This is a genomic window from Martinezella paranaensis, from assembly GCF_014200235.1.
In the GTDB taxonomy this organism is placed as follows: Bacteria; Pseudomonadota; Alphaproteobacteria; order Rhizobiales; family Rhizobiaceae; genus Rhizobium; species Rhizobium paranaense.
On record NZ_JACHBI010000001.1, the window covers coordinates 416952 to 440553 of the forward strand.

The window sequence follows — 23602 nt, forward strand, 5'->3', positions numbered from 1 at the left end:
TCGAGTTTGATCACTTCGAAGGCGAGATCGCCAGAGGCGAAGTTCTCGCCCCTATGCGGCAAATGGCCCAACCGCCTGCTATTTTCCCTTCACCGCTAGGATGCGTTTCGCGACCTCGTCCAGCGCTGCCGTATTGCGGGCGATGAGCTGTTGGGCGACGTTCGTAAGCGCCGTGATGTTACCGGCAGAGGCATCGTCCATTTCGTCATTGGCGCCGATGAGCGGGCCGTCGATACGGAAATAGGCAAGCTTGCCGACATTGGCCGGTGTGACCTGCGTCGAGCCATCAACCATCTTCGTCTTGGCGGGGTTGAGCAGAGAATTGGCCTCGTAGGAGGCGGTCGATACCTGGCCTTGCATGAGGATAGAGATCAGCGGCGTGCCGTTGGCGGGGTTGATCCAGCCAAGTGCGCCCCAGCTCTTTGCCTGTTGATAGGGGATAGGACGATTCTGCTGGCCGGTGCCGAGCGATAGAACCACGACGGAGTCGCGGCCCTTTTCCCAGCCCATCTTGCGAGCTTCGACATAGGCTGCAAGGACGGGATCGTTGGCGAAAACGCCGCCATCGACCAGGGGAACGAGGCGGTTCGGATCATCGGCGGGTTTGGCGATGTTTTCGATCAGCGCCGGCTCGAAATAGCTCGGTGCCGCGGAGGTAGCGCGGCAAGCCTGCCAATAGCGGAAATGGCTGTTTTCATCGTCGGAATTGGTCATGATCAGCGCCTGGCGCGCCTTGATGTCGTAAGCGGTGATCAGCACCTTGGTCAGTCCGGCGGTGATTTCGGCGGTTCCTAACCGCGCCTGCAGCTTCGTTTCCAACGGCGTCGCATCGTAACGCTCCTCCGCAAGCCCGCCGAGATTGATGATTTTCGACAGTAGCGTCTTGCCGAAAATATCTTGCCCCTCCTTGGCATAGAGCGTGACGAGATCATCCGGTATGCAGGCCGCATAGCCGTTGCCGGAAGGGTGCGGGCAGGTGAGCCCGGCTGCGATGATGCCGCCGGTCGATGTGCCGGCGATCAGATCGAAGGCTTTGTGCATCGGCAAGCCGCTCAGCCGCTTGGCGAGTTCGGCAACGACCAGCGCCGGAATAAGGCCGCGAATACCGCCGCCGTCGATGGATAGGATGAATCGCACCGTCATGGAATTCCCCTCCTATATCTGCCCGTCGGCAAAGATAGCAGCGGCATGGCGTCGTTCAATGAAAGCGGAGCGGTTCGCGCCTACCTCTTCCGAGGGGGGAGGGAGGCCTAAAATCGTGTAATGACGCTGATCCCCGTGCCTTCCGCCTTGTCCAGTGCCATCAGTGCCGGCACGGCCTCTTCAAGGCTGATTTTGCGGCCGATCAGCTTTTGCGGGGCGATCTTGCCGGCGGCGAGCATGTCCAGCATGGCGTCGTAACGCCAGGCCTGCATGCCGTGGCTGCCGTAAATCTCGAGCTCATGCCCGATCACCTGCGCCATCGGGATCTGCGGCGCGGCATGCTCGCCGAGCATTAGGCCGACCTGCACATGCCGGCCGCGGCGGCGGAGATTCTTGATCGAATTGAAGCAGGTGACGGGATGGCCGAGCGCATCGATCGACACATGCGCGCCGCCCTTGGTGATCTCGCGCACGGCCTCCGCGACATCGGCAACGCCCGCCGCATTGATCGCCGCCACCGCGCCGCATTCCCGCGCGAAGGCCAGCTTCTCGTCGGAAATATCAATGGCGATGGCATTCGCACCGAGGGCGCTTGCGATCATGATGGCGGACAGGCCGACGCCGCCGCAGCCATGCACCGCGATCCATTCGCCTGGCCGGGTTCTGGCCTGGTCGGCGACGGCGCGAAAGGAGGTGGCGAAACGGCAGCCGAGGCTCGCCGCCGTCGCGTCGTCGATCGTCTCCGGCAAGCGCACCAGATTGGTGTCGGCATAATCGATCGCCACATATTCGGCGAAGGAGCCCCAATGGGTGAAGCCGGGCTGGAACTGGTTCGGGCAGACCTGCTGGTTGCCGGAATGGCATTCGGCGCAATGGCCGCAGCCGGAAACGAAGGGCACGGTGACGCGGTCGCCGACCTTGAAACGGACGACGCCCCGGCCTGCCGCGACCACCTTGCCGGCAAGCTCATGGCCGGGCACATGCGGCAGCTTGATGTCGGGATCATGGCCCATCCAGCCATGCCAATCGCTGCGGCAAAGCCCTGTCGCGCCGACAGCGATAACGACGCCGTCCTCGCTTGGAGTGGGATCGGGAAGGGTACGAATCTCGGGCACGGCCTCGAAGGCCTCGTAGTACATAGCTTTCATCGGAATCTCACGCGTTCTGCCGCCTTTGGTATGGCCCATCATTTTTCCTGATTCATCCATTCGTCAAGCTGTTGTTTCGGCGCATGAAAATTGCGCCGGGAATGCGGCTTCTGGCGCTTTGTTGCGAATGGATTTCGGGCCGCAATTTCCCCTTGACCCCCAGGTTGTGCGGGGATTTCCTTCTTGCCGCTTTCAGGAGGAAAAGATCATGGCTGTCGATACATCCCCCCGCACCACAACCTGGACCTATGTCGATGGAGAATGGCTCACCGGCAATCCGCCGCTGATCGGCCCGACCTCGCATGCCATGTGGCTAGGCTCGACGGTGTTCGACGGCGCGCGCTGGTTCGACGGTATCGCGCCCGATCTCGACCTTCATTGTCAGCGCATCAACCGCTCTGCGCTAGCCATGGGGCTGAAGCCGCTGAAGACGGCTGAAGAAATCGAAGCGCTCGCCTGGGAGGGCGTGAAGAGGTTCGACGGCAACACGCCAATTTACATCAAGCCGATGTATTGGGGCGAACACGGCTCGGCGGGCAGCATCGTTGCCGTCGATGCGGAATCGACTCGTTTCGCGCTCTGCCTGTTCGAAGCGCCGTTGGGTGGTCATGGCGGCGTGACGTTGACGGTCTCGCCCTTCCGCCGCCCGTCGCCGGAAACCGCAATGACCGACGCCAAAGCCGGCTCGCTCTATCCGAACAGCGGCCGCATGATCGTGGAAGCGAAGAAGCGCGGTTTCGACAATGCGCTGGTGCGCGATATGATCGGCAATGTCGTCGAGACTGCCTCCTCCAACGTTTTCATGGTGAAGGACGGCATCATCTACACGCCGGTCGCCAACCGCACGTTCCTCGCCGGCATCACCCGCGCCCGCGTCATGGGCCTGTTGCGCCGGGAAGGATTTGACGTGCGCGAGGAAACGCTGTCGGTTGAGCAATTCATGGCCGCCGACGAGATCTTCACCACCGGCAACTACTCGAAGGTCGTTTCGGTCAACCGCCTCGACGACCGCGAATTCCAGCAGGGTCCGGTCGCCCGCAAGGCGTTGGAACTTTACATGGACTGGGCTTACGGGCGCAGTGCCAGCGAGGAGTAGTCGGAAATAATTAAATTAGGCGATGCGAAGATAGCATTTGTGGTAAAATGACGTCGGCCGGCGAAAGCTATTGAGGAGGCCGACATGAAAATTTCCCTTCCGTCTTCCATCTATCTCTTCGACTATTACAGGCTGTTCCTACAGCTCTGTGTTATCGCGGCGACGGGGTTCGTCATCTATTCGATGCTGTTCGGGTTCACGTGGTGATGTCGAAGCAACGGAGGCCGAAGGTTCCGATGGAGCCGTCGGGTACGCTTTGTTCAGAGGAGGTCGACGATGAGTCTGAGCTTTCCGAACCGGAGCCGTAGCTATGACGCCTCGGCGCGTCGTATCCGTTTCAGCGGATACGACGGCATGTTTGAGGTCCCGTTTCTGGTAGAAGTGGATGTCTTTCCGAATGCCAAGTCAGAAGCAGGCTATCTCGCCGCTTTCGACGCCGGACGCGACGCGATTCAGAAGGTGGCCACAAGGGCCTATAGCTATGGCGGCCGGCGCATATACATCCTGACGCCGAACGATTTTCGCTAGCGAATTATTCCGCTTCTCTCTTCGGGCTGACCCACCAGCAATAGATCGCGCCGATCGCCAGCAGCACGCAGGTTCCGAGAAACACGGCGCGCATGCCGACATGGCCGCCGACGAAGCCGCCCATGACGGGGCCGGCCACCTGACCGACATACTGCGAGGAGATCGAAAGACCGAGGATGCCCCCGGCCGCCGCGTCCGGTACGTTGAGGCGGATGACGGCGGTGATGCAGGGCAGGAGCCCGCCGAGCGCGATGCCCATTAGGAAGCGCAGCACAATCAGTTGCCAGGCCGAGGTGACGAAAGCCTGCGGGATCAACATCAGCGCCGCTGCCGCAAGCGCCGCCGTGATCACCGTCCAATGGCCAATGCGATCGGCAAGCTTGCCGAGCCATGATGCTGAGAGGATGCTGCCAAGGGCGGCCGCAGCCATGACCACGCCCGAAATCATCGTGACATTTGCGCCGTCGACGAACTGAGCGACATAGACGGTAATGATCGGCTCGATCGACATATTGGCGAGCATCAGCAGCAGGCCGATCGTCAACATGGCGATAGCAGGCTGTTTGTCTGGTATGGAAGTCCAGCTACCGCTCGCTTTAGCAGCCTTCTTTCGCGCCGGCGATTTCTCTTCCTTGATCAGGAAGGTGGTCGCCAGGAAGGTGAAGAAGATCACGCCACCGGCGAGCAGGAAAGTGCCGCGAATGCCGATCACGGGCGGCAACGCGCCGCCGATCAGAGGTCCGACCAGATTGCCGGCCATGATGCCGGAGGACAAGACGCCGAGCGCCCAGGCCGAGCGATGTTTCGGCGTCTGGGTTGCCACCAGCACCATCGAGCCGGAGGCATAACCACCGGCGAGCCCGGTAAACAGGCGCAGCGCCACCAATTCCCAGACACTGCCTGCCATTCCCATCAGCGAGATCGCCACCGTCATGCCGAGGCTCGCGCGCACCAGCATCAGCTTGCGGCCATAGATATCGCCGAGCCGGCCCCAGAGGGGCGCGACGAAGGCGGCAGCAAAGAAGGTGGCACCATAGGCGATGCCGGACCATTGCACGATCGCCGCCTTGTCAGCGACGCCAAGCTCCTCGACGTAGAGCGGTAGGAAGGGAAGCAACAGCGTCATCGCCACGATGGTGGTGAAGGAGCCGATGAGGCAGATGATCAGATTCCGCATCCAATAGGCGGTTTCCGGTTCGGCCGGCGCGGCCGCATCCCATCTTGTCTCAGCAGTCATTTCTTGGCCTTTGCATTCAACGTGTAAAATAATTCCTGGTGACCGGAGGCAAGGATATGCCCCTTCGCGTTTCAGCTCGTTCGAGCTTTTATTCGCCAGGGTCTAACAGATCGTCTTAGTACCCCGGCGTACGTAAACGCTCAAACTTCGTCCGAAAACGCTCAACTGTTCCGCAGTCGTTCGGCGAAGCGGCGGGGAGAGCGGTAGCCGGTGGCAAGGGCGGCTTCGCGCAGCGACAATCCATCTTCGGTCAGCAGCGTGGTCGCCAGAGCGACGCGTTCGCTTGCCATCACGTCGCGCAGCGACGAACCTTCCTGCGAGAGACGGCGCCGCAGCGTCGCGTTGCTGGTGCCGAGCTCGGCGGCGATGAGATCGGCAGTCCAAGCGCGGTCCGGCTGCCAGCGCACCAGCGCACGCACGGCTTCGGCCGTTGTTTCCGGCGAAGCGGGCAGGGTGCCCCGCATGCCGAGAACCATCAGCACCTCCATCAGGCGGTGCTCGATCAGGGCAGTCGGCAGCTCACCGGACGCGATACCTTCACCGGCATGGTGGATTGCTGCGGCGAGCACCGGATCGAGCGGCAGGTCGATCTGCGATGCGACGTGCTTGGTTGGAAAGCTCCTGACGGCGCGGCGCACGAGTTCGTCCGGAAAGCTGATGAAGATGGCGCGATAGACACCGCTCTGCGGATCGGGATCGTTGACGACATCGCCGCGCCAGCCGGCGGGCAGGACCAGCACTGTACCGGCTGGAAAGCGCAGATGCCGCCCCATGCTCAGCACATCCTTGCAGCCCTCGACGAGAACGACGATCGAAACCTGGGAAAAGGTCGAGCCGGCAATGCGCTCACGCTGCCGGGTCACGAAGGTGAAGAGCGAGGAATAGTTTTTCTCGTCAGCCGGCATTGTAACCGGCCGATTGTCCTTCCCCGCCAGGCGGCGCAGCTTTTCCAATATTTGATGAGCCTCCGGCATGGCGACCGCTTCCTGCTGATATCGATTGTGACGATAATCTGGACCACGCCACGGGCGCTGCCAAGTCCGCAAAGCGCCTTGTCGGTTCTGTCACATCATGATATAAACTGATTGCATTTCGCAATCGGATTGCCGGCGGCCAAATCGATGACCAAAGCGGCTGCCGGATAGGAGGAGATGCATCATGAGCACTCTTGATACTGCCCGCTGCGACACCGTGCGGCGGCTTTATGCCGCCTATGTCGCGCAACATCCCGATGTCGTCCGCCCGATGTTGACCAGCGATTTTACCTTTTCCAGCCCGCGCGACGATCACATCGACCGCGACCAATATTTTAGACATTGCTGGCCGAAGGAGAAGGTCTTCCGCGCCATTCATATCGAACATCTCGTGCCGGACCGCGATGAGGTGATCGTCGGTTACCGCGCCGAAAAGATGGACGGAGACAGCTTTCGCAATGTGGAGGTAATCCGTTTTACCGGCGACAGGATTGCCGAGGTGAATGTCTATTTCGGACGTAACGTCTAAGAGATAATGGGCCAGCCCGAAAAGCCGGCCCATCACTCAACTCACACTCTCGCTTTGGATAGCGCATGGCCGCGATGGATCGTCCAGGCTTGCAGGAGGCTGCCGGCGGCGAACAGGATCAGCCAGGAGAGCAAGGCCATCTGTACGGGCGGCGAATCCGGGCCGTTGCCGATCGGATGCGACGGCGGCAACCGCGAGAGCGTTTCGTTGATGCCGGGAACCCAGAGCAGGAAATAGGTGAAGGACAGGCCGAATGCCTTCAGATATGCCCGCAGCCGGCCGAGAAAGCTCAATCTCTCCTGCAAAATTGCGGCTGCTGCCACCAGCAGAGCCATGATGCCGAGCGCATGCCCAGGATTGAACCCGCCTGTCGAGGAAAGGCCGAAGGAGGTCACCACCGACAGCGCCAATCCACCGAGATAGATCTTTCCCGATCGCCTCTCGGGCTGGATGCCGCCATGCCTGGCAAAGCTGTAGAGCCCTGCAACGATCGGAACGAAGCTGATGGCAGTGTGGAGTTCGCCGAGCAAAGAAAGAGGGGCAGGCATAATGGTTTCCTTTGTATATCGACTAGTAGGTAGCCTTGATGGGCGAGCGATGGACGCTTCCTCGCTCTCAGATGATCGATGCTTAACCTACTAGTTGGTAGGCTGTCAATGGCTGAATGCCTGCCTTCAATCTATCGAAGCCGCAAGTCCGGGCGATGTCTTGGTTCAGTTTGCGCCTATTGCGGTCATTGCGGCTTCCAATGCTGCGGTCGGGCCGCTCATCGGCCGTGCGTATTCATCGCCTAGCAGTGCCGCCGCACCGGTCATGGAGGCCTGCGCGAAGACCACCGTTTCAGCCCCTTCGCGATAGGCTGTCTCCGATGCCTCGGCGATCGCTACCAGATAGGCTTTGTGGTCACCGGCCCGGAACAGCGCCCATGCCCCGTCGATCAGGCGGACATCAATGTCTGCGCCTGTGGTCTTCGCTGCATTTTCGAACAGCCTAGTGGTCGGGGCGATGGTCGTCTCGGTGGTGCAGAGCACGGTCACTTTGCCGCCAGCTTTCACGGCATTTTCCGCGAGCACGCCGTCGGCCCTGATAATAGGGACCTCGGAGGTGTCTGCCGCCAGCAATGCTGCAGGGCCAAGGGTCGAGCAGTTGAGCACAACGGCATCCGCGTCCTGTGCAAGCTGCTGCAGGACGGCAGCCGTTTCCGCCTCGATGTCCGGCGTCAGTCCACCCGCCCGTTCGGCGGCAAAGAGAAGATCGGCGCGGACATGGTGATGCAGAGTACCGGCCGGAAGACCGAGCGTCTTTGCGGCGTTGTCATAGATGGCGATATTGCTTTCGGCAGTGTGCAGGCAGGCTATTTTCACGGAGGCGATCTCGCTGAAGCCGCCCGCAGGGACGACGATGCGCCGAACCTAGCCTTTGGCGATCCGATTGTCGACGCGTGTCGCACCGCAGAGCGCGACCGCTGGCCTCATACGTTAGAAGGCGCAAAAATACCCGCGGAGGATGCGGGCGATATATGTTGAAATAGCGGGTAAATTTTCCTTTAGTCCGCTATTTTTTGGCATGCCGCCGGTTGCCCTTCACACCGTCCCCTCCTATGTTCCCGATCACCTGCCGACGCAATTTTTTGCCAAGAGGAGATAAGACCATGGCTTTCGAATTGCCTGAACTTCCCTATGATTACGAAGCGCTTTCCCCCTTCATGTCGCGTGAAACCCTCGAGTTTCACCATGACAAGCACCACAAGGCCTATGTCGACAATGGCAACAAGCTGGCGACCGAAGCGGGCCTTGCCGATCTCTCTCTCGAAGAGGTCGTGAAGAAGTCCTTCGGCACCAATGCCGGTCTCTTCAACAATGCTGCCCAGCACTACAACCACATCCATTTCTGGAAGTGGATGAAGAAGGGCGGCGGCGGCAACAAGCTGCCGGGCAAGCTCGAAGCAGCCTTCAATTCCGATCTCGGCGGCTATGACAAGTTCAAGGCCGATTTCGCCGCTGCCGGCGCCACTCAGTTCGGATCGGGCTGGGCATGGGTTTCCGTCAAGAACGGCAAGCTCGAAATCTCCAAGACCCCGAACGGCGAAAATCCGCTCGTTCACGGCGCCACGCCGATCCTCGGCGTCGACGTATGGGAACACTCCTATTACATCGACTACCGCAATCTGCGTCCGAAATATCTCGAGGCCTTCATCGACAGCCTGATCAACTGGGACTACGTCCTGGAGCGCTACGAAGCCGCCACGAAGTAAGGCTTGCCATCTCGGCTTGCTTTCACACCCGGCGCTGCCATAGCGTCGGGTGTTTTCGTATCTGCCGTTAACAGGCATCTTATTGCCATCAGCCACTTCCCAGCGAGGCCGCATGCCGTCTCCGTCCGCTCCACTCTTTCGTTTCGGTGTCGTCGCCGATCCGCAATATGCCGCCTTGGAGCCTAACCTTGCGCTGGATCGCTATCCGGCTAACAGCCTCGCCAAGCTGGCAGAGGCGATTGCGGAATTCAACCGTCGCGATCTCGCCTTCGTCGTAACGCTCGGCGATATCATTGATGGTGGCTGGGAGAGTTTCGATGCGATCTTGCCGGTCTACGAGACCTTGCGGCACGCACGGCATTTTCTTCTCGGCAATCACGATTTTGCCATCGCAGCGCAGCATCTGACGGAAGTCGCAAGTCGCGTCGGCATGCCATCGGCGTATTATGACTTCGCCCATGCGGGCTACCGTTTCATCGCGCTTGACGGCAACGAGATCAGCCTCTTCGCGCCGCCGGAGGGCGATCCACGCCGGGCGGAGGCAAAGGTGATGATGAAGGCATTGCATAAAGCCGGTGCGATGAACTCGCACCGCTGGAACGCTGCCATCAGCGATACGCAACATGCCTGGCTCGCCGCCAAACTGGACGAGGCGAAAGCCGCCGGCGAGAAGGTGGTCGTCACGAACCACTACCCGATCTTCCCGGAGAATTCACATAACGCGCTCGACAGCGACCGTATGCTGGCGTTGCTGGCCGAACATGATCATGTCGTCGCCTATCTCAGCGGTCACAATCACGACGGCAATTTCGGCGTTGTCCACGGCACCTATTTCATCAATTTCAAAGGCATGGTCGATACCGAAGATACCAATGCCTATGCGATCGTCTCGGTTTACAAGGATCGGCTGGAAATTGAAGGATTCGGACGTGAGGTGAGCAGGGTGCTGGCACTGCAGGGTGCTTGAGCGGCCCCATAAGGAACGATCCGCGCCAATGAAAGTTTAGGGACCGAGGCTGCTGTGAGGCGAGGCCGATGTTTCCGACATTGCAAATTCTGACCATCTTAGTCGTCGCAGTCGCCATGGCGCTGGCATTGGCACATGTGCTGGAGCTGCCGGGCAAGATGCGACTGTCGAAAGAAGATTATCTGACGGTTCAGCGGATTTATTATCCGGGGTTTACGATCGGCGGCGTTGCCGAACCGATCGGCACTCTCTTGCTTCTGCTTCTTCTGTTCCTGACGCCAGCCAACACGATCGCGTTCTGGCTGTTTGCTGCCGCCTTTGCAGCCATGGTCATCATGCACGCCGTCTTTTGGCTGGTGACGCAACCGGTAAACAATTTCTGGCTCAAAGATGCCGAGCTGAAAGGGTTGGGCGAGCGTTTCTTCTCCCATGATCCATTTGGTGGCCATCGGAGCGAGACCGCCGCCAAACCGGACTGGACCATGCTCCGCGACCGCTGGGAATGGTCGCATGCCGCACGCGCCGCTTTGGGATTGCTGGCCTTTATTCTGTTGGTGACCGCGGTCGCTCTCTAGCGGCCCGCGAACCCAGGCGCTTATTCCGCTGCTATCCGCATATTCGCCACATCCCGCTTCGGCGGCGCACCGAACATGCGCGTATATTCGCGGCTGAACTGCGACGCGCTTTCGTAGCCGACTCGATAGGCGGCATTCTCGACATTGACGCTGCCGGCGACCATGAGGCGGCGGGCTTCGAGCAGCCGCATCTGCTTCTGATATTGCAGCGGCGTCATCGACGTCAGCGTTTTGAAATGCTGATGGAACGAGGAGGGGCTCATGCGGGCGGCGGCAGCGAGCTGCTCGATGCGCACCGGCTGGGCGAAATTGTCGCGCAACAGGCGGATCGCATCCGCAATGCGCCGCGTCTGACCGTCCGGCAGCACCAGCTTGCAGACCTCGCCGTCATTCGGGCCGGTCAGCATCCAGAAACAGATTTCCCGCATGATTGCCGGATAAAGCACCGGTATGGCGCTTGGCGTTGTGAGCAGGCGGGTCAATCGCACGAGGCAATCGGCCAGTTGCTCGCTGAGATCTTCGACAAAGATGCCAAGATGGGCGCCGCCGGTCGGTTTCGGTGGCCTATCGAGCTGCTCCATCACCTCGCGCATCATGCCGACATCGAATTCGAGGGAGATGGCAATATAAGGCTTCTCAACACTGGCCTGGAGCACCCTGCCGGCGGCGGGCAGCTCGATGCTGATGATGAGGGCCTGTAGCTCGCCATAATCGATCACTCTGTCATTCAGCATCAATTGCTTTGCACCTTGAAGAATGACGCAAAGCGCCGGCCGATAGATCATCGCATGCGGCATCTTCGGCTCGGTCGAGCGCATGATGTGCAGGCCATCGATGCCTGTCGAAAATACGGTGTCGCCGCCGCTATCATTGGCTTCGATGAATTGCGTGATCGCATCTTTAAGGGCTGACGACATCGGCATTCTCCCGGACAAGTGCCATTCCATCATCATAGCAGCGGGATAAGGGCCGACAAGGCGGTTGGAGGAATAGGCAAGAAATTCGAGAGTTCCGGCATTCAAGGAGATGGCCTAGCGGGCGTAAATTTCAGTCATCAATCATTCCTTGGAGAACGGCAATGACGACTGAAAATATAGATAGATCAAAGACAAAGATCGCAATCATTACCGGCGGCAGCCGCGGTCTCGGCCGAAATACGGCCGTCCATCTCGCCCAGCGCGGCGTCGATACTATTCTGACCTATCACTCAAATCGGGCAGAAGCGGAAAGCGCGGTTGCCGAGATCGAGGCTCTCGGAGCGAAGGCTGTAGCGCTGCAACTCGATGCCGGCGGCGTTGGTTCTTTCGACGCTTTCATCTCCGAAGTCGGCCAAGCGCTGCGACAGAAATGGGGCCGCGATCGCTTCGATTTTCTCGTCAACAATGCCGGCACGTCCCACCACGCGTCCTTCGCGGAAACGACCGAAGCCGAGTTCGACAAGCTCTACAACGTTCATCTCAAGGGCGTGTACTTCCTGACGCAGAAGCTGCTTCCTCTCATTCAGGACGGTGGCCGCATCGTCAACATTTCTTCCGGCCTTGCCCGCTTCAGCAATCCGGGCTCGTCGGCCTATGCCGTCATGAAGGGTGCGGTCGAAGTTCTGACGCGGTATCTCGCCAAGGAGCTCGGCCCTCGCGGCATCGCCGTTAATACGGTGGCGCCAGGCGCGATCCAGACGGATTTCAGCGGCGGCATCGTTCGCGACAATCCGGAGGTCAACAGGATGGTTGCCTCCATGACCGCGCTCGGCCGCGCCGGTCTGCCCGACGATATCGGCCCGATGATCGCCTCGCTGCTGTCGGACGACAATCGCTGGGTCAATGGCCAGCGCATCGAAGTGTCTGGGGGCATGATGGTCTAATTCTCGGATCGCCGGGCTGGCTAGGCCGTCCGGCGATCATCCGCCGGCAACTTGGGCATTCATTTCCCACCCGTTCACCCAGATCTGCCTCAGCCCATCGCCTTCGCCCTTGAACCACAATCCCGTCGCCTCGCAGCCTTCGATGCGGTCGCTGCGGAAATTGCGGATGGCTTGGCGCAGCTCGCACCAGGCGACGATATTGGCTGTCTCGGAATAATAGATGAGGGCGATGGGGCGGATGACGCGCTCGGTGGCGCGGCCGAGTTCGTCGCGATAGGCGAGGTCGAGTTTTTCCTCGTCGCGGATAGCACGGCGCACCAGAGCGAGATCGATGGCAGCGGCCGAAGGAGCGGCAAAGCCCCAGGCGTGCAGGGCATTGGCATCGAGTGTCTGACGAAGCGGCGGCGGCACTGCGCCTGCGATCTTGGCACTGACGCGCTTGGCCGCGAGCTTCAGCTCGTTGTCCCCCGTGCGCTCCAGCAGCGCCAGCGATAGCACGATCGCCTCCATCTCCTCGATCGAAAACATCAGCGGCGGCAGGTCGAAGCCGGGGCGCAGGATATAGCCGATGCCGCGTCCGCCTTCGATCGGAACACGCATCGCCTGCAGCGCCACGATGTCGCGATAGACGGAGCGCACCGTCACCTCCAGCCGCTCGGCGATGACAGCCGCCGTCACCGGCTTTTTCGCCAGCCGCAGGATCTGGATGATCTCGAACAGGCGCGACGCCTTGCGCATTTCATCCTCGTGATTTGAAGGCTCCTGACAACACCCTGTCAGTTGGGCCGATCTATAAAACTGCCTATCGAATTGAAAATCAACAAGTTCGTCTGCGATGCGCTCGCAGGCGACGATGGGCAACTGACATGGATTACAGCGAAAACCTCTGGCTCTTCTTTCTCCTCCTCTTCGGCATCATCATCGTGCCGGGCATGGATATGCTCTTCGTACTCGCCAATGCGCTGACCGGCGGCCGCAACAGGGGATTGGCAGCCACCGGCGGCATCATGCTCGGCGGCGTGGTGCATTCGCTGAACGGCGCGCTTGGCGTCGGCCTGCTGATGCATTTTGTACCGATCCTCTTCAATCCGCTGCTCGTTGCCGGCGCCGCTTATATGGCCTTCATCGGCATCACGCTGATGCGCAGCTCGATCACCGTCGGCCACGACGGACCGGCCGGCAGCCGTTCCACCTGGCGGGCCTTTCGTCAGGGAGCGGTGACCTGCATGATGAATCCCAAGGCCTACCTCTTCGTGTTCGCCGTCTATCCGCAGTTTCTAAAGCCGGATTACGGTCCGATCTGGATACAGGCTGTTATCATGGGGCTGATGACCATTGTCACGCAGTTTGCCGTCTATGGCGGGCTTGCAGTCACCGCCGGCCGCAGCCGCGATCTGCTGGTCGCCAATCCGGGGGCGACCGCCTTTGCCGGTCGCGTCGCCGGGCTGCTGCTGTTCGCGGTCTCGGTCTTTACCGTCTGGGAAGGGTGGAAGGTGACGTGATTTTTGGCGCAAAATCTGGTACATGTCTTAAATATGACGCTGATTTTGCTCAGCTCTCACCACTTTGTGACTTCATTGCCGGCGCAGAAACCGGCAAACATGTGGGCCGTGACAACGCGCCGGCCGCTTTTGCGGTCCTGATCACGTAGGAGAGATTGTATGAAATGGAAAGCGATTGTGGCTGCGACGGTTTTTGCCGGCGTCGCCTTTGGTTCCGTTATTGCGGCCGATGGCACGCATGATTCCCGTATAGCCGTGATGAAGAAGGTCGGCGGTGCTGCCGGTGCTCTCGGTGCCATCGCCAAGGGCAGCAAGCCTTATGACGCCGAGGTCGTCAAGGCAGCGCTGCAGACGATCGCCGAGAATGCCAAGGCTTTCCCAGAGCATTTTGGCCCGAACAGCGACAAGACCGATGCTGAGGTCAATCCGAAGATCTGGGATAACTTCGATGACTTCAAGGCCAAGGCTGCCAAACTTTCCGACAATGCCGAAGTCGCACTTGCGCAGCTCCCGGCCGACCAGGCTGGCGTCGGCGCTACGCTGAAGACTTTGGGCAGCGATTGCGGCGCCTGTCATCAGGCCTACCGCATCAAGAAGGACTAAGCGGTCGGCCGGCATTGTCCGAAAATTAATTGAAGCATCCGCATCGGCTTGGTCGCCGGTGCGGATTTTAGTATTTCTCGATGCACGCTGAATACAGGGAGTGCGAGGCATGGTTGCGCGATTTGTCCGGTGGCTGCTCTGTCTTATCGGCCTCGCCATCTTCGGCTCCGGCACGTTCTATGTCGTCACCGCGCCGTCGCCCTTGCCGGTGAGCCATTGGGCAAATCTCGGCGATCCCGATATCAAGAATGGCGAACAGGTGTTCTGGGCTGGCGGCTGCACGAGTTGTCATGCCGCGCCGGGCGCCAAGGGCGATGCCAAACTGGTTCTGTCAGGTGGCTTGGCGCTGAACAGTCCCTTCGGCACTTTCCATGTCCCCAATATCTCGCCGGATGAAAAGGCCGGCCTTGGTGGTTGGACGCTTGCGGAATTCGGCAATGCGATGAAGCGCGGCGTCGGCAAGAACGGCGAGCACCTTTATCCGGCGTTCCCCTACGGCTCCTACGCCCGCATGAGTGACAAGGACATCAACGACCTCTGGGGTTTCCTGAAGACCTTGCCGAAGAGCAGCAACGTCGCGCCGCCGCATGAGCTGCCGTTCCCCTTCGATATCAGGCTGGCGCTCGGTGGCTGGAAATTCCTCTATTTCAACGATCAGCCACGCGTTGTCATCGCCAATGCCGACGACAAGATCAAGCGCGGCCAATATCTGGTAGAAGGCCCCGGCCATTGCGGCGAGTGCCACACCCCGCGCGACGGGCTCGGCGGCTTCGTCAGGGACCAGTGGCTGGCCGGCGCCCCGAACCCGGAAGGCAAGGGCCGCATTCCCGACATCACCCCCGGCTCGAAATCAATGGCTAGCTGGAGCGACGGCGACATCGCCAGCTACCTGGAGACCGGTTTCACCCCCGACTTCGACTCCGTCGGCGGCTCGATGGCCGAAGTCCAGCAAAACATCGCCCGCCTGCCAGCCTCGGACCGCGAGGCGATCGCGGCCTACCTGAAGGCGGTGCCGGCGCGGTAAGAAGCAGGCGGCTGGCTACTTCTCCCGTAGCCGCTTTGCCATATAGAGGTGAGTTTCATAGCGAAGCTCGAACTCTCCGCCGTATGCCGCGATAACCTCCGCAATCGCAGCGAGCAGCGCCTCCCTCCGGTCATCCGCCAGAAGCCGGTAGCTTGATAACGTGCGCAGCAGGTCGGTATAGCTTTCAGGACTATGCATCCGGCTCCAGGGATAGGATCGGTGCGTTGCCGGTTCGAAATGTTCGGATTCACCGAGCAACTTCACGAAAGGCCCGTCTGGCAGATACCACGCTTCCGCGGGTGGACCTGAAAGCGATGGCGCGTATCGCGAATAGAGGCGGGCGAATTCCGCGGCGAGCGGTGGTGCCGGCGGCATGGGTACATTTCCAAAAGACGGCAAGCGTGCCGCCCGGCGCGAGCTGCTCGGCAGTCTTGGCAAATCGGACGTCTGGTGCAACCCAGTGAAAGGACTGGGCCGCCATCACAAGCTTGAACGTTTCAGGCTTACCCGGCCACGCCTCAAAGGTGGTTTCCGCGAAGCGTATATGGGGAAATTTCATTAGATTTTGCTGCGCGATGCCCATCAATTCCTTGCCGGGTTCAAGCGCAAGGATGGAAAAGCCACGGCGTGCAAAGGTCTGTGTTGCTTGTCCTGTACCGCAGCCGATCTCAAGGATCGCATCCTTGCTGCCCAAACCAGCAAACGCGGCGATGTCATCAAACATCGACTCGGGATAGGTCGGGCGAGCATCGCCATAGAGGCCTGCCATCCCGTCAAAAGTGAACCGCTGTTCCAAGGTCCATCTCCCTCTGAGATCCAGTATGAGAGGCCATCTTTCTAGCGCATTTCAGTTGAATTTTACAGCGCAACCAATTTCGGTTGCAGGGCAGGAGCGGGCGATCATGGATGGAATGGCAGAACAGAGGATTCCTTATTTCAGCCAATGGGAAACCCCCGACATGACTCTGGCGGTGCTGGCGGAAGGGGCGCAGGCGGCATTGCTGAGGGACCCGCTTTGGGCAGGCTCGGGAGCGGGGAATGTCGAGGATTACGCCCGCTGGGCCGGCAATCTCTGCGGTATGGCCTGCCTGAAAATGGTTCTTGCCGCGCGTACGGGCAAAATCGTGCCAACCGTGGATCTCGCATTGGCATGCAAGGAATATGGCGGCTATGTCGAAGAGCCTGATGGTAAGATCAAGGGCCTGATCTATGCGCCCTTCATTCCATTTGTCAAAGATCGGTTCGGCCTGAACACCAGGGTCGTCACCGGCATTTCTGTCGGAGATATCGGCGATATTCTCCAGCAATCCGAATTCTTCATCGCGTCCGTCCACCATTCCATCCGCTGGCCGGACACCGAGCCGCCATCGAAGGGCGGACATCTTGTCTTGGTGACGGTGGCTAACTCAAACACGATCCGTTTCCACAATCCTTCCGGTCACGAGGCTGCAACCCGGGAAAACGTGGAAATGCCGCTGGAAACATTCGACCGGTTTTTCGCCGGGCGCGGGATCGCCATCGATCGCTGACGATAGGAAGGTCAACGGCGATCCCGACGGACCGTTCTCATGCAAGCGCCTGCAGATAGCGCATGCCGGTGACCGGACGTGGCTTGAAATCCATTTGTTCGTAGAAGCGGTGCGCCTGGACATTGCCGGTCGCGGCGCTGACGGAGAGATAGCCGCAGCCAGCCTTGCGGGCGATGTCGCGAGCGCGATCGACGAGATGCTGGCCGATGCCATGGCCGCGATGGCCGTCGCGCACGAAGAGATGATGCAGGTCCATGCCGCGCTGACCTTCCTGCGCCCGGTAGAGCGGCACGAGGATGGCGTAGCCGATCAGCCCGTTCTGGCCTTCCGCCACCAGCGCCGTGATCCATGGCACCGGACCGAAGAGATCGCGTTCGAGCTGTTCCGGGGTCGCGGCTGAGGGATCGCCATGATGAGCGGCGAGCAACCGGATCATATCGTTCAATTCCGGCAAATCGCGCGGATGCGCATTGCGGATGGTAATGACAGGCGGGCGGAGAAGTGAGATTTCGCTATCGTCCAGCATGAGGTTCTGCGTCCTTTTTTGAATGTGCCGTCAGGACGCTGCCGATACAACAAAGCCGCCTGACGGCGGCTTGTTGACAATATGATCTGTCCCGGCCGCCCCTTACAGGTACAGCCAAAAATACGAGCGATTGTGGAGCGCGTGCGTGATCATGGGCGCATAGATGAGCTGGAATGTCGGATTTGTCAATGGGGTGAGTCGATGCTCTCCCTCCTGCGGAGCATTATCCGACAAGATCACCATGGGCACACGTCAGCCTATCGCACCCGGGCATCGCCGAGGGCGGGTTTTCTTCTGGCAATAAATATAGTATACCCCCCTATACTATAAATGAGGCCGTCATGTCCCATACCATCCAAGAGCAAGCCAAACTTCTTTCCCGCGTCCGCCGCCTCAAAGGGCAGTTGGAAGCGGTGGAGAGGGCGTTGGAGGCTGAGCGGCCTTGTGGAGAGATTTTGCAGCTCCTGGCATCCATTCGCGGCGCCCTGACGGGGCTGACCGGCGAGATATTGGAAGACCATCTGCAGGAACATGTGCTCCACGCCGAAAGCGAGTCGGCCCGCCGCCAGGCGGTCGATGAAATATCCGATGTGCTGAAGACCTATCTGCGCTGATCAGAGGCTTTGGGCAATCCAACAGGAGACTGATGTCATGAGTACTTCTTCGGATGCGTTGACGCATAGCCACGTATTCCTGGGCTCCGACCACCGCCGCAACGAACGCCGCATCTGGCTGGTCATTGCGCTGACGACGGTGATGATGGTGGTCGAAATCGGTGCCGGCACGCTATACGGCTCGATGGCATTGGTTGCCGATGGCTGGCACATGTCGACGCATGCCAGTCCATGCTGATTTCCGCATTGGCCTATCTCTATGCCCGTCGCCATGCCCACAATGCGCGCTTCACCTTCGGCACCGGCAAGCTCGGCGATCTCGCCGGCTTCGCCAGCGCCATCGTCCTCGCCATGATCGCGTTGTTGATGGCTTGGGAAAGCCTCGTGCGATTGCAGAATCCGGTGGCGATCAATTTTCGCGAGGCGATCGCCATTGCCATCGTCGGCCTGCTCGTCAATCTCGTCAGCGCCTGGCTGCTACGCGACGATCACGACCACCATCACGGGCATTCCCACACGCATGGCCATGATCATCATCACGACCACGATCATGGCGGCAAGGACAACAATCTCCGCTCTGCCTATGTCCACGTCATCGCCGACGCCATGACCTCGGTTCTGGCCATTGTCGCCCTCCTGCTCGGCAGCCGCTTCGGCTGGACTTTCCTCGATCCGCTGATGGGCATTGTCGGCGGACTGGTGATCCTGCAATGGTCCTTGAGCCTATTGCGTTCCTCGGGCGCAGTCCTGCTCGACTTCATCCCGCAGGGTGAAGACCTGCCGGAGGAGATCCGGGAGGTCATCGAAACGGACGCCGACCGCATCACCGATCTGCATGTGTGGCAGGTCGGCCCCGGCCATCATGCGGCGATCGTCGCTGTGGTAACGCCGGAGCCGCGCGATCCTGCCTTCTACAAGGCACGGCTGGCCGCTATCCACGAACTGTCGCACGTCACCGTTGAAGTCAAGGTCAAAAAAGCAGCATAACGTCTGATGGAAGCTCGGCGCGTCAGAGGCTTGCCATATTCCTCGCTTAGCTCAGAATTCGGCTGATTCCGCTGGAGGCTTCCGTATGCCCACACCGCTTACTCGTCGCCGCCTCTTGGCAGGCTCGGTGCTGCTTTTCCCCGTTCTGACATTGGGGCCTGAAACCCTGTTTGCGCAGGATGCCAGCGCCAACAAGAGCCCCAACGCGACTGCTCCTGCGCCGTCCGATACCCAGGATAATTCCACGGCACCCGACGATCAGGACATGGAAGACAACCAAGGTCCCGACAATTCTCAGTTCACCGACGATGCCGACAAGCAGTTGGCGGATCTGGAAAAGAAGACGGGCGGTCGCCTCGGTGTTTCCGTGCTGGATACGGAAACCAATATTTCGCTCGGCTATCGCGAAGCGGAGCGGTTTGCCTTGTGCAGCACCTATAAGGCGCTTGCGGTCGGTTTCGTGCTTGCCCGTGTCGATCAGGGCGTAGAGAAGCTCGACCGCCGCGTCACTTATGGCAAGGATGTTGTCGTTACCTATTCGCCCGAGACAGAAAAGCATGCCGGCACCGACGGCATGACGATCGCCGAACTCTGCGGTGCGGCAATCATGTTGAGCGACAACACCGCCGGCAATCTGCTGCTCGACAGTTTCGGCGGTCCAGCGGCGCTGACCGCATGGCTGCGTACGACCGGCGACACGGAAACCCGACTCGACCGCAAGGAGCCTGACGTCAACCAGGCGATCAAGGACGACCCGCGCGACACGACGACGCCGGATTCCATGCTGGATACGATCGGACTTCTGACGCTCGGCAATACGCTGTCCGAAACCTCGCGCGATCAATTGTCGAATTGGCTGGTCAATAACACCACCGGCAATGCCCGCCTGCGCGCCGGCCTGCCGAAGGAATGGAAGGTTGGCGACAAGACCGGTACCGGTCAGAACGGCTCCTACGCCGACGTCGCCGTCATCTGGCCCACCGATCGCGGTCCGATCCTCGTCACCACCTATGTCGGCGAGGCAACCGCACCCGCAAAGGACATCGAGGCCGTCTTCGCCGAAGTCGGAAAGATCATTGCGGGCATGGTGGGGTTAAAATAGTCGCATCTTGAAATGTGATTAATAAAATCAAGGCGATACGATCTCGACGTGAATCAGGATCGCATCGCCTTGATGTCGTTTCGAGGAAGCTCAAGCGATGGATAAGGCTGCAGCGGCACTATCCGTTTCATCGCTGTCGCCGCCGGACTTATTATCGATGCCGAGTTGCTGCTTCACTTGTTTGGCGATCTCATCGTTGATTGCCTTCTGCTGGTCGGCTGGCAACGCGCGGAGGGACTCCTCCGTCAAATGGTGCTGTTCCAGATATCGAGCGCGGATCTTTTCCGCAGGCGTCATGTGGGCCCACTTGGAGAACTCGTCCGCAATATCCTGACTGGAAGAATCGCTCGACGAATCCGAACCGTTGATGCTCGGAGCCGCGCCGTCGCTCTTATCGGCGTCGACATCCGATGTCGACGGGGCTGTCTGACCGGTTTGGTTGAGCCAGAAGCCGGAGGAGATGGAGGAGGGGACGCCGCTGGATGTGACCGAAGGTGTCTGCGTCTGCTGCTCGTCGCTGTCGTCGGGCAGCATGAACGGCGTGCTGTCGTCAGAATCCGTATCCTGCTGGCTCTTTATCGGGCTGCTGAAAAGGCTCTGGGTGCTATGATGAACTTTCATCGTCATGTCTCCCTGTGGGTTGGCGCGACGATGACTCGGCAAACGTGTCCGGGGCTTGTGTACTAAGGCTCTCTTACGTTCCGCAGAAGGTTTGCAGCACCCGCTCTGCCGGTTGCGGCGGTTCGGCATAGGGCGCGAAGGCCGGTTGGTCCTCATAGGGCCTTGCAAGCACCGTCAGCAGCGCCTCGAACAGTGAAAAATCCCCGTCCTCGATCGCAGCTTCGATCGCCTGTTCGATTCGATGGTTGCGTGGAATGAATGCCGGGTTCACGGTCCGCATCGCCCGTGCTCGTTCGTTCGGTGCTTGCGGATCGCGGCTCAGCCGCTCGCGCCAGCGCGTCAGCCACGGTTGGGTCGATTCCGGGTCCTTGAAGCTGGCGGCAAAAGCCGTTTCGTTGTCCTCGCTCTCGGCAAGCGCTGCAAGCCGCCGGAACGTCAGGGTGAAATCCGCCTCCTGCTGTTGCATCAGCGCCAGCAGCGCCTGGATCAGGTCGAGATCGCCTTCTTCCTCGGCTGCAAGGCCGATCTTGGCGCACATCCCAGCAAGCCAAGGGGTTTGGAAGCGCTCGCCATAGGCCTTGAGCACCGCATTTGCCAGATCGACGGCCGCGTCCACCGACGGATCGATCAACGACAGCAGCGTTTCACCGAGCCGGGCAATGTTCCATTGGCCGATGCCGGGCTGGTTGGCATAGGCGTAACGGCCCTGCTGATCGATCGAAGAAAAGACGGTTGCCGGATTATAGCTGTCCATGAAGGCGCAAGGACCATAGTCGATCGTCTCGCCGGAAATGGTCATATTGTCGGTATTCATCACGCCATGGATGAAGCCGACATGCAGCCAGCGCGCAATCAACGCAGCCTGCCGTTCGGAAACGGCCTCCAACAGCGCCAGATAGCGATTTTGCCGGTCCTTGATCTCCGGATAATGCCGGTCGATGACATAGTCGGCGAGGATGCGCACACTGTCGGTATCGCCGCGGGCGGCGAAGAACTGGAAGGTGCCGACGCGGATATGGCTTGCCGCGACGCGGGTGAAGACCGCACCGGGCAGCACTCTCTCACGATAGACGGGTTCGCCGGTGGCAACCGCCGCCAGTGCCCGTGTCGTCGGAATGCCGAGCGCATGCATGGCTTCGCTGACGATATATTCGCGCAGAACCGGCCCGATTGCCGCCCGCCCGTCGCCGCGCCGTGAGAAGCGCGTCGGTCCCGCGCCCTTGAGCTGGATATCGCGGCGCCTGCCGTAACGGTCGATGACTTCACCAAGCAGGATCGCCCGGCCATCCCCGAGCTGCGGCACGAAACCGCCGAACTGGTGACCGGCATAGGCCATCGCGATCGGCTCGGACCCCGGCAGGAGCCTGTTGCCCGAGAAGATCGCCGCGCCGTCCCGTTCCAGCGCCTCGGCATCGAGCCCGAGTTCGCCGGCTAGCGCCACGTTGAACTTGATCAACCGCGGTCCTGCGACCGGCGTCGGTGCCTGCTCCGCGAAAAATTGCGGCGGCAGGCGCGCATAGCTGTTGTCAAACAGGGCCGACGGTGCCTGAAGCACCGAATTGTCATGGGGAGAAGAGCTCATGCACCTAAGGTAGGGCTGGTGGGGAGGCGGCGCAAGGCGCTTGCTTGAAGTAGGAAATGATCCTACTTTATCCTACCGAGCACGAGGAGTTCGCCATGAACGAGAAACTGAGCATCTCGCTCCCCAGTGAAATGGTCGCCGCCATCAAGAGCCGCGTCGATGCCGGAGCTTACGCCTCGACCAGCGAGGTGCTGCGTGCTGCTGTCCGCGTGTGGTTGCGGGAGGAAGAGGAATACCAGGAACGGATCGCGGCGATCCGGCAGAAGGTCAAGGCATCTCTGGATGATCCGAGGCCCGATCTGAGTTTGCAAGATATAGACGATTGGATCGAGTCACTGGCTGCGGAACAGCAGTAAACGCATGAAGCGATATTCTGTCGTATTTCGTGAAACGGCTAAAGCTGATCTCCGGTCGATATATGAATACGTATTGGACCAAAGCAAAAACAAGCAGATAGCGCTCGCTTATATCAAGCGTATCCGGGACAAATGTGGAAAAATCGGTGATGTACCACTTGGCGGCGTTGCTCGCTCGGATCTAGGCGCGAGTCTGCGAATGGTCGTCTTTGAGCGCAGTATCGTTATTCTTTATTTGGTTGAAGGCGAGCGGGTGAGGATCACCAATATCTTTTCCGGTAGCCGGGACTACGAAACGCTTTTGTCGGATCGTTAACCCGCCTCCATCTCCCGCGCCATCTCCGCCAATTTCCTCACCGTATTGAGATTCCGGGACGTCCCCGCCTTCAGTGCTGGCAGCCTCAGTTTCGAGCGACCGGAGCCATCGGGATAATGGACGTAGATTTCTCTACCCGCGACATGCACCTCTTCTCCGCCGGGTGCTACCAGCTTTTCCAGGGCATCGGCCGGTGCAGGTTCTGGGAGGAAGTTGACGAGCAGATAGTTCGGTTTGGCATGCGGGAAGGGCGAGCCATCCGCGATGGCCTGTAGCTCCTGACGGCTGCGCAGGAGCACGCCCGGCGATGTACCCATTTTCCGCGCCAGCGCCGCTTCCAGATCCTTCTGCACGGCCGCCTCGTCTCTGTCCGAGCGGAAGAGCACATTGCCGCTTTGGATATAGGTCTTCACGTCGGTAAAGCCGATCTCCTCGCAGACGGCTTTCAGCTCCGCCATCGGCAGTGCGCCGGTGCCGCCGACATTGACGGCACGCAGCAGGGCAACATAGACCGGCATCGGCTCCTCC

Annotated in this window: 30 protein-coding genes and 1 pseudogene; 17 read left to right on the forward strand and 14 right to left on the reverse strand. The window is 60.0% G+C overall.

The genetic code is table 11. The features are described 5' to 3' along the window. Positions 1–78: 78 nt before the first annotated feature. Positions 79–1143 (reverse strand): patatin-like phospholipase family protein, encoded by a 1065-nt coding sequence (locus GGD50_RS02030; protein WP_107107458.1) that lies wholly within the window; start codon positions 1141–1143, stop codon positions 79–81. A gap of 107 nt (positions 1144–1250) precedes the next feature. Then, entirely contained in the window at positions 1251–2291 is a 1041-nt protein-coding gene (locus tag GGD50_RS02035) for a zinc-dependent alcohol dehydrogenase family protein (protein WP_107107503.1), read from the reverse strand. A gap of 208 nt (positions 2292–2499) precedes the next feature. Here GGD50_RS02035 and GGD50_RS02040 point away from each other — a divergent pair, with 208 nt between their 5' ends. The 3 genes from GGD50_RS02040 (at position 2500) to GGD50_RS02045 (ending at position 3915) form a co-directional block, all read left to right on the forward strand. Beyond that, a complete protein-coding gene (locus tag GGD50_RS02040) occupies positions 2500–3387 on the forward strand; it encodes a branched-chain amino acid aminotransferase (protein ID WP_107107459.1) in 888 nt (295 codons plus the stop codon). Positions 3388–3471: 84 nt separating this feature from the next. Next, positions 3472–3594 carry a hypothetical protein gene (locus GGD50_RS33215; protein WP_280951158.1) on the forward strand — a complete coding sequence of 41 codons (123 nt, stop codon included), beginning with the start codon at positions 3472–3474 and terminating at the stop codon, positions 3592–3594. A 69-nt stretch (positions 3595–3663) separates the two neighbouring features. Further along, positions 3664–3915, forward strand: a complete 252-nt coding sequence (locus GGD50_RS02045; protein WP_107107460.1) for a DUF1488 family protein — start codon at positions 3664–3666, stop codon at positions 3913–3915. Between the two features lie 4 nt (positions 3916–3919). Here the strand turns inward: GGD50_RS02045 and GGD50_RS02050 are convergent, their stop codons facing one another. Further along, on the reverse strand, positions 3920–5152 hold the full coding sequence (locus tag GGD50_RS02050) for an MFS transporter (RefSeq protein WP_107107461.1): 1233 nt from the start codon (positions 5150–5152) through the stop codon (positions 3920–3922). Positions 5153–5313: 161 nt separating this feature from the next. After that, on the reverse strand, positions 5314–6126 hold the full coding sequence (locus GGD50_RS02055; protein WP_107107462.1) for a helix-turn-helix domain-containing protein: 813 nt from the start codon (positions 6124–6126) through the stop codon (positions 5314–5316). A gap of 184 nt (positions 6127–6310) precedes the next feature. Between GGD50_RS02055 and GGD50_RS02060 the strand changes: the two genes are divergently transcribed. Continuing rightward, positions 6311–6655, forward strand: a complete 345-nt coding sequence (locus tag GGD50_RS02060) for a nuclear transport factor 2 family protein (protein ID WP_107107463.1) — start codon at positions 6311–6313, stop codon at positions 6653–6655. A 41-nt stretch (positions 6656–6696) separates the two neighbouring features. Here GGD50_RS02060 and GGD50_RS02065 read toward each other — a convergent pair whose 3' ends face one another. Beyond that, positions 6697–7203 (reverse strand): hypothetical protein, encoded by a 507-nt coding sequence (locus tag GGD50_RS02065; RefSeq protein ID WP_107107464.1) that lies wholly within the window; start codon positions 7201–7203, stop codon positions 6697–6699. A 165-nt stretch (positions 7204–7368) separates the two neighbouring features. Continuing rightward, positions 7369–8019, reverse strand: a complete 651-nt coding sequence (locus GGD50_RS02070) for an aspartate/glutamate racemase family protein (RefSeq protein WP_107107465.1) — start codon at positions 8017–8019, stop codon at positions 7369–7371. Between the two features lie 287 nt (positions 8020–8306). Here GGD50_RS02070 and GGD50_RS02075 point away from each other — a divergent pair, with 287 nt between their 5' ends. From GGD50_RS02075 to GGD50_RS02085, 3 genes are all read left to right on the forward strand, one after another. Next, positions 8307–8909: a superoxide dismutase gene (locus tag GGD50_RS02075; RefSeq protein ID WP_107107466.1), complete on the forward strand. Its 603-nt coding sequence runs from the start codon at positions 8307–8309 to the stop codon at positions 8907–8909. Positions 8910–9021: 112 nt separating this feature from the next. Continuing rightward, a complete protein-coding gene (locus tag GGD50_RS02080) occupies positions 9022–9876 on the forward strand; it encodes a metallophosphoesterase (protein WP_107107467.1) in 855 nt (284 codons plus the stop codon). Between the two features lie 68 nt (positions 9877–9944). Further along, on the forward strand, positions 9945–10451 hold the full coding sequence (locus GGD50_RS02085) for an anthrone oxygenase family protein (protein ID WP_107107468.1): 507 nt from the start codon (positions 9945–9947) through the stop codon (positions 10449–10451). A 20-nt stretch (positions 10452–10471) separates the two neighbouring features. Here GGD50_RS02085 and GGD50_RS02090 read toward each other — a convergent pair whose 3' ends face one another. Further along, entirely contained in the window at positions 10472–11368 is an 897-nt protein-coding gene (locus GGD50_RS02090) for an AraC family transcriptional regulator (protein ID WP_107107504.1), read from the reverse strand. A 161-nt stretch (positions 11369–11529) separates the two neighbouring features. On the opposite strand from GGD50_RS02090, the gene GGD50_RS02095 reads away from it, so the two are divergent. After that, positions 11530–12312: an SDR family NAD(P)-dependent oxidoreductase gene (locus GGD50_RS02095; protein WP_107107469.1), complete on the forward strand. Its 783-nt coding sequence runs from the start codon at positions 11530–11532 to the stop codon at positions 12310–12312. A gap of 36 nt (positions 12313–12348) precedes the next feature. Here the strand turns inward: GGD50_RS02095 and GGD50_RS02100 are convergent, their stop codons facing one another. Continuing rightward, the gene (locus GGD50_RS02100) at positions 12349–13050 is read right to left on the reverse strand and encodes a helix-turn-helix transcriptional regulator (protein ID WP_107107470.1); all 702 of its coding nucleotides are present in this window, start codon (positions 13048–13050) and stop codon (positions 12349–12351) included. 128 nt (positions 13051–13178) lie between these two features. On the opposite strand from GGD50_RS02100, the gene GGD50_RS02105 reads away from it, so the two are divergent. From GGD50_RS02105 to GGD50_RS02115, 3 genes are all read left to right on the forward strand, one after another. Next, positions 13179–13814 carry a LysE family translocator gene (locus tag GGD50_RS02105; protein WP_107107471.1) on the forward strand — a complete coding sequence of 212 codons (636 nt, stop codon included), beginning with the start codon at positions 13179–13181 and terminating at the stop codon, positions 13812–13814. A gap of 159 nt (positions 13815–13973) precedes the next feature. Next, the gene (locus GGD50_RS02110; RefSeq protein ID WP_107107472.1) at positions 13974–14417 is read left to right on the forward strand and encodes a c-type cytochrome; all 444 of its coding nucleotides are present in this window, start codon (positions 13974–13976) and stop codon (positions 14415–14417) included. 109 nt (positions 14418–14526) lie between these two features. Beyond that, positions 14527–15441, forward strand: a complete 915-nt coding sequence (locus GGD50_RS02115) for a cytochrome c (protein WP_107107473.1) — start codon at positions 14527–14529, stop codon at positions 15439–15441. 15 nt (positions 15442–15456) lie between these two features. Here GGD50_RS02115 and GGD50_RS32665 read toward each other — a convergent pair whose 3' ends face one another. Together GGD50_RS32665 and GGD50_RS02120 are read right to left on the reverse strand one after the other, a co-directional pair. After that, positions 15457–15705, reverse strand: coding sequence for a hypothetical protein (locus GGD50_RS32665; protein WP_245407436.1), 249 nt, complete (start codon positions 15703–15705; stop codon positions 15457–15459). Next, positions 15689–16237, reverse strand: a complete 549-nt coding sequence (locus GGD50_RS02120; RefSeq protein ID WP_245407437.1) for a class I SAM-dependent methyltransferase — start codon at positions 16235–16237, stop codon at positions 15689–15691. The genes GGD50_RS32665 and GGD50_RS02120 overlap by 17 nt, the downstream gene beginning before the upstream one ends. Positions 16238–16352: 115 nt before the next feature. On the opposite strand from GGD50_RS02120, the gene GGD50_RS02125 reads away from it, so the two are divergent. Beyond that, positions 16353–16970, forward strand: coding sequence for a C39 family peptidase (locus tag GGD50_RS02125; RefSeq protein WP_107107505.1), 618 nt, complete (start codon positions 16353–16355; stop codon positions 16968–16970). A gap of 37 nt (positions 16971–17007) precedes the next feature. On the opposite strand, the gene GGD50_RS02130 is transcribed toward GGD50_RS02125, so the two are convergent. Further along, positions 17008–17496, reverse strand: a complete 489-nt coding sequence (locus GGD50_RS02130; RefSeq protein WP_107107474.1) for a GNAT family N-acetyltransferase — start codon at positions 17494–17496, stop codon at positions 17008–17010. A gap of 341 nt (positions 17497–17837) precedes the next feature. Here GGD50_RS02130 and dmeR point away from each other — a divergent pair, with 341 nt between their 5' ends. The 3 genes and pseudogenes from dmeR to bla all read left to right on the forward strand — a co-directional run bounded on the left by dmeR (position 17838) and on the right by bla (position 20199). Continuing rightward, complete coding sequence (gene dmeR / locus GGD50_RS02135) at positions 17838–18110, forward strand: Ni(II)/Co(II)-sensing transcriptional repressor DmeR (RefSeq protein WP_107107475.1); 273 nt, start codon at positions 17838–17840, stop codon at positions 18108–18110. A gap of 37 nt (positions 18111–18147) precedes the next feature. Continuing rightward, positions 18148–19097 (forward strand): annotated as a pseudogene (gene dmeF / locus GGD50_RS02140) (CDF family Co(II)/Ni(II) efflux transporter DmeF). A gap of 85 nt (positions 19098–19182) precedes the next feature. Next, complete coding sequence (gene bla, locus GGD50_RS02145; RefSeq protein WP_107107476.1) at positions 19183–20199, forward strand: class A beta-lactamase; 1017 nt, start codon at positions 19183–19185, stop codon at positions 20197–20199. Positions 20200–20289: 90 nt separating this feature from the next. Here the strand turns inward: bla and GGD50_RS02150 are convergent, their stop codons facing one another. Both GGD50_RS02150 and GGD50_RS02155 read right to left on the reverse strand, forming a co-directional pair. Then, positions 20290–20820, reverse strand: coding sequence for a hypothetical protein (locus GGD50_RS02150; RefSeq protein WP_107107477.1), 531 nt, complete (start codon positions 20818–20820; stop codon positions 20290–20292). A 73-nt stretch (positions 20821–20893) separates the two neighbouring features. After that, positions 20894–22402: a protein adenylyltransferase SelO gene (locus GGD50_RS02155; RefSeq protein ID WP_107107478.1), complete on the reverse strand. Its 1509-nt coding sequence runs from the start codon at positions 22400–22402 to the stop codon at positions 20894–20896. Between the two features lie 95 nt (positions 22403–22497). Here GGD50_RS02155 and GGD50_RS02160 point away from each other — a divergent pair, with 95 nt between their 5' ends. Together GGD50_RS02160 and GGD50_RS02165 are read left to right on the forward strand one after the other, a co-directional pair. Next, positions 22498–22758, forward strand: a complete 261-nt coding sequence (locus GGD50_RS02160) for a type II toxin-antitoxin system ParD family antitoxin (protein ID WP_107107506.1) — start codon at positions 22498–22500, stop codon at positions 22756–22758. 4 nt (positions 22759–22762) lie between these two features. Further along, positions 22763–23074 (forward strand): type II toxin-antitoxin system RelE/ParE family toxin, encoded by a 312-nt coding sequence (locus tag GGD50_RS02165; RefSeq protein ID WP_107107479.1) that lies wholly within the window; start codon positions 22763–22765, stop codon positions 23072–23074. Here the strand turns inward: GGD50_RS02165 and GGD50_RS02170 are convergent. Then, positions 23071–23592 carry a DUF1697 domain-containing protein gene (locus tag GGD50_RS02170; RefSeq protein WP_107107480.1) on the reverse strand — a complete coding sequence of 174 codons (522 nt, stop codon included), beginning with the start codon at positions 23590–23592 and terminating at the stop codon, positions 23071–23073. The two genes, GGD50_RS02165 and GGD50_RS02170, sit on opposite strands and share 4 nt — an antisense overlap. Positions 23593–23602: the final 10 nt, after the last annotated feature.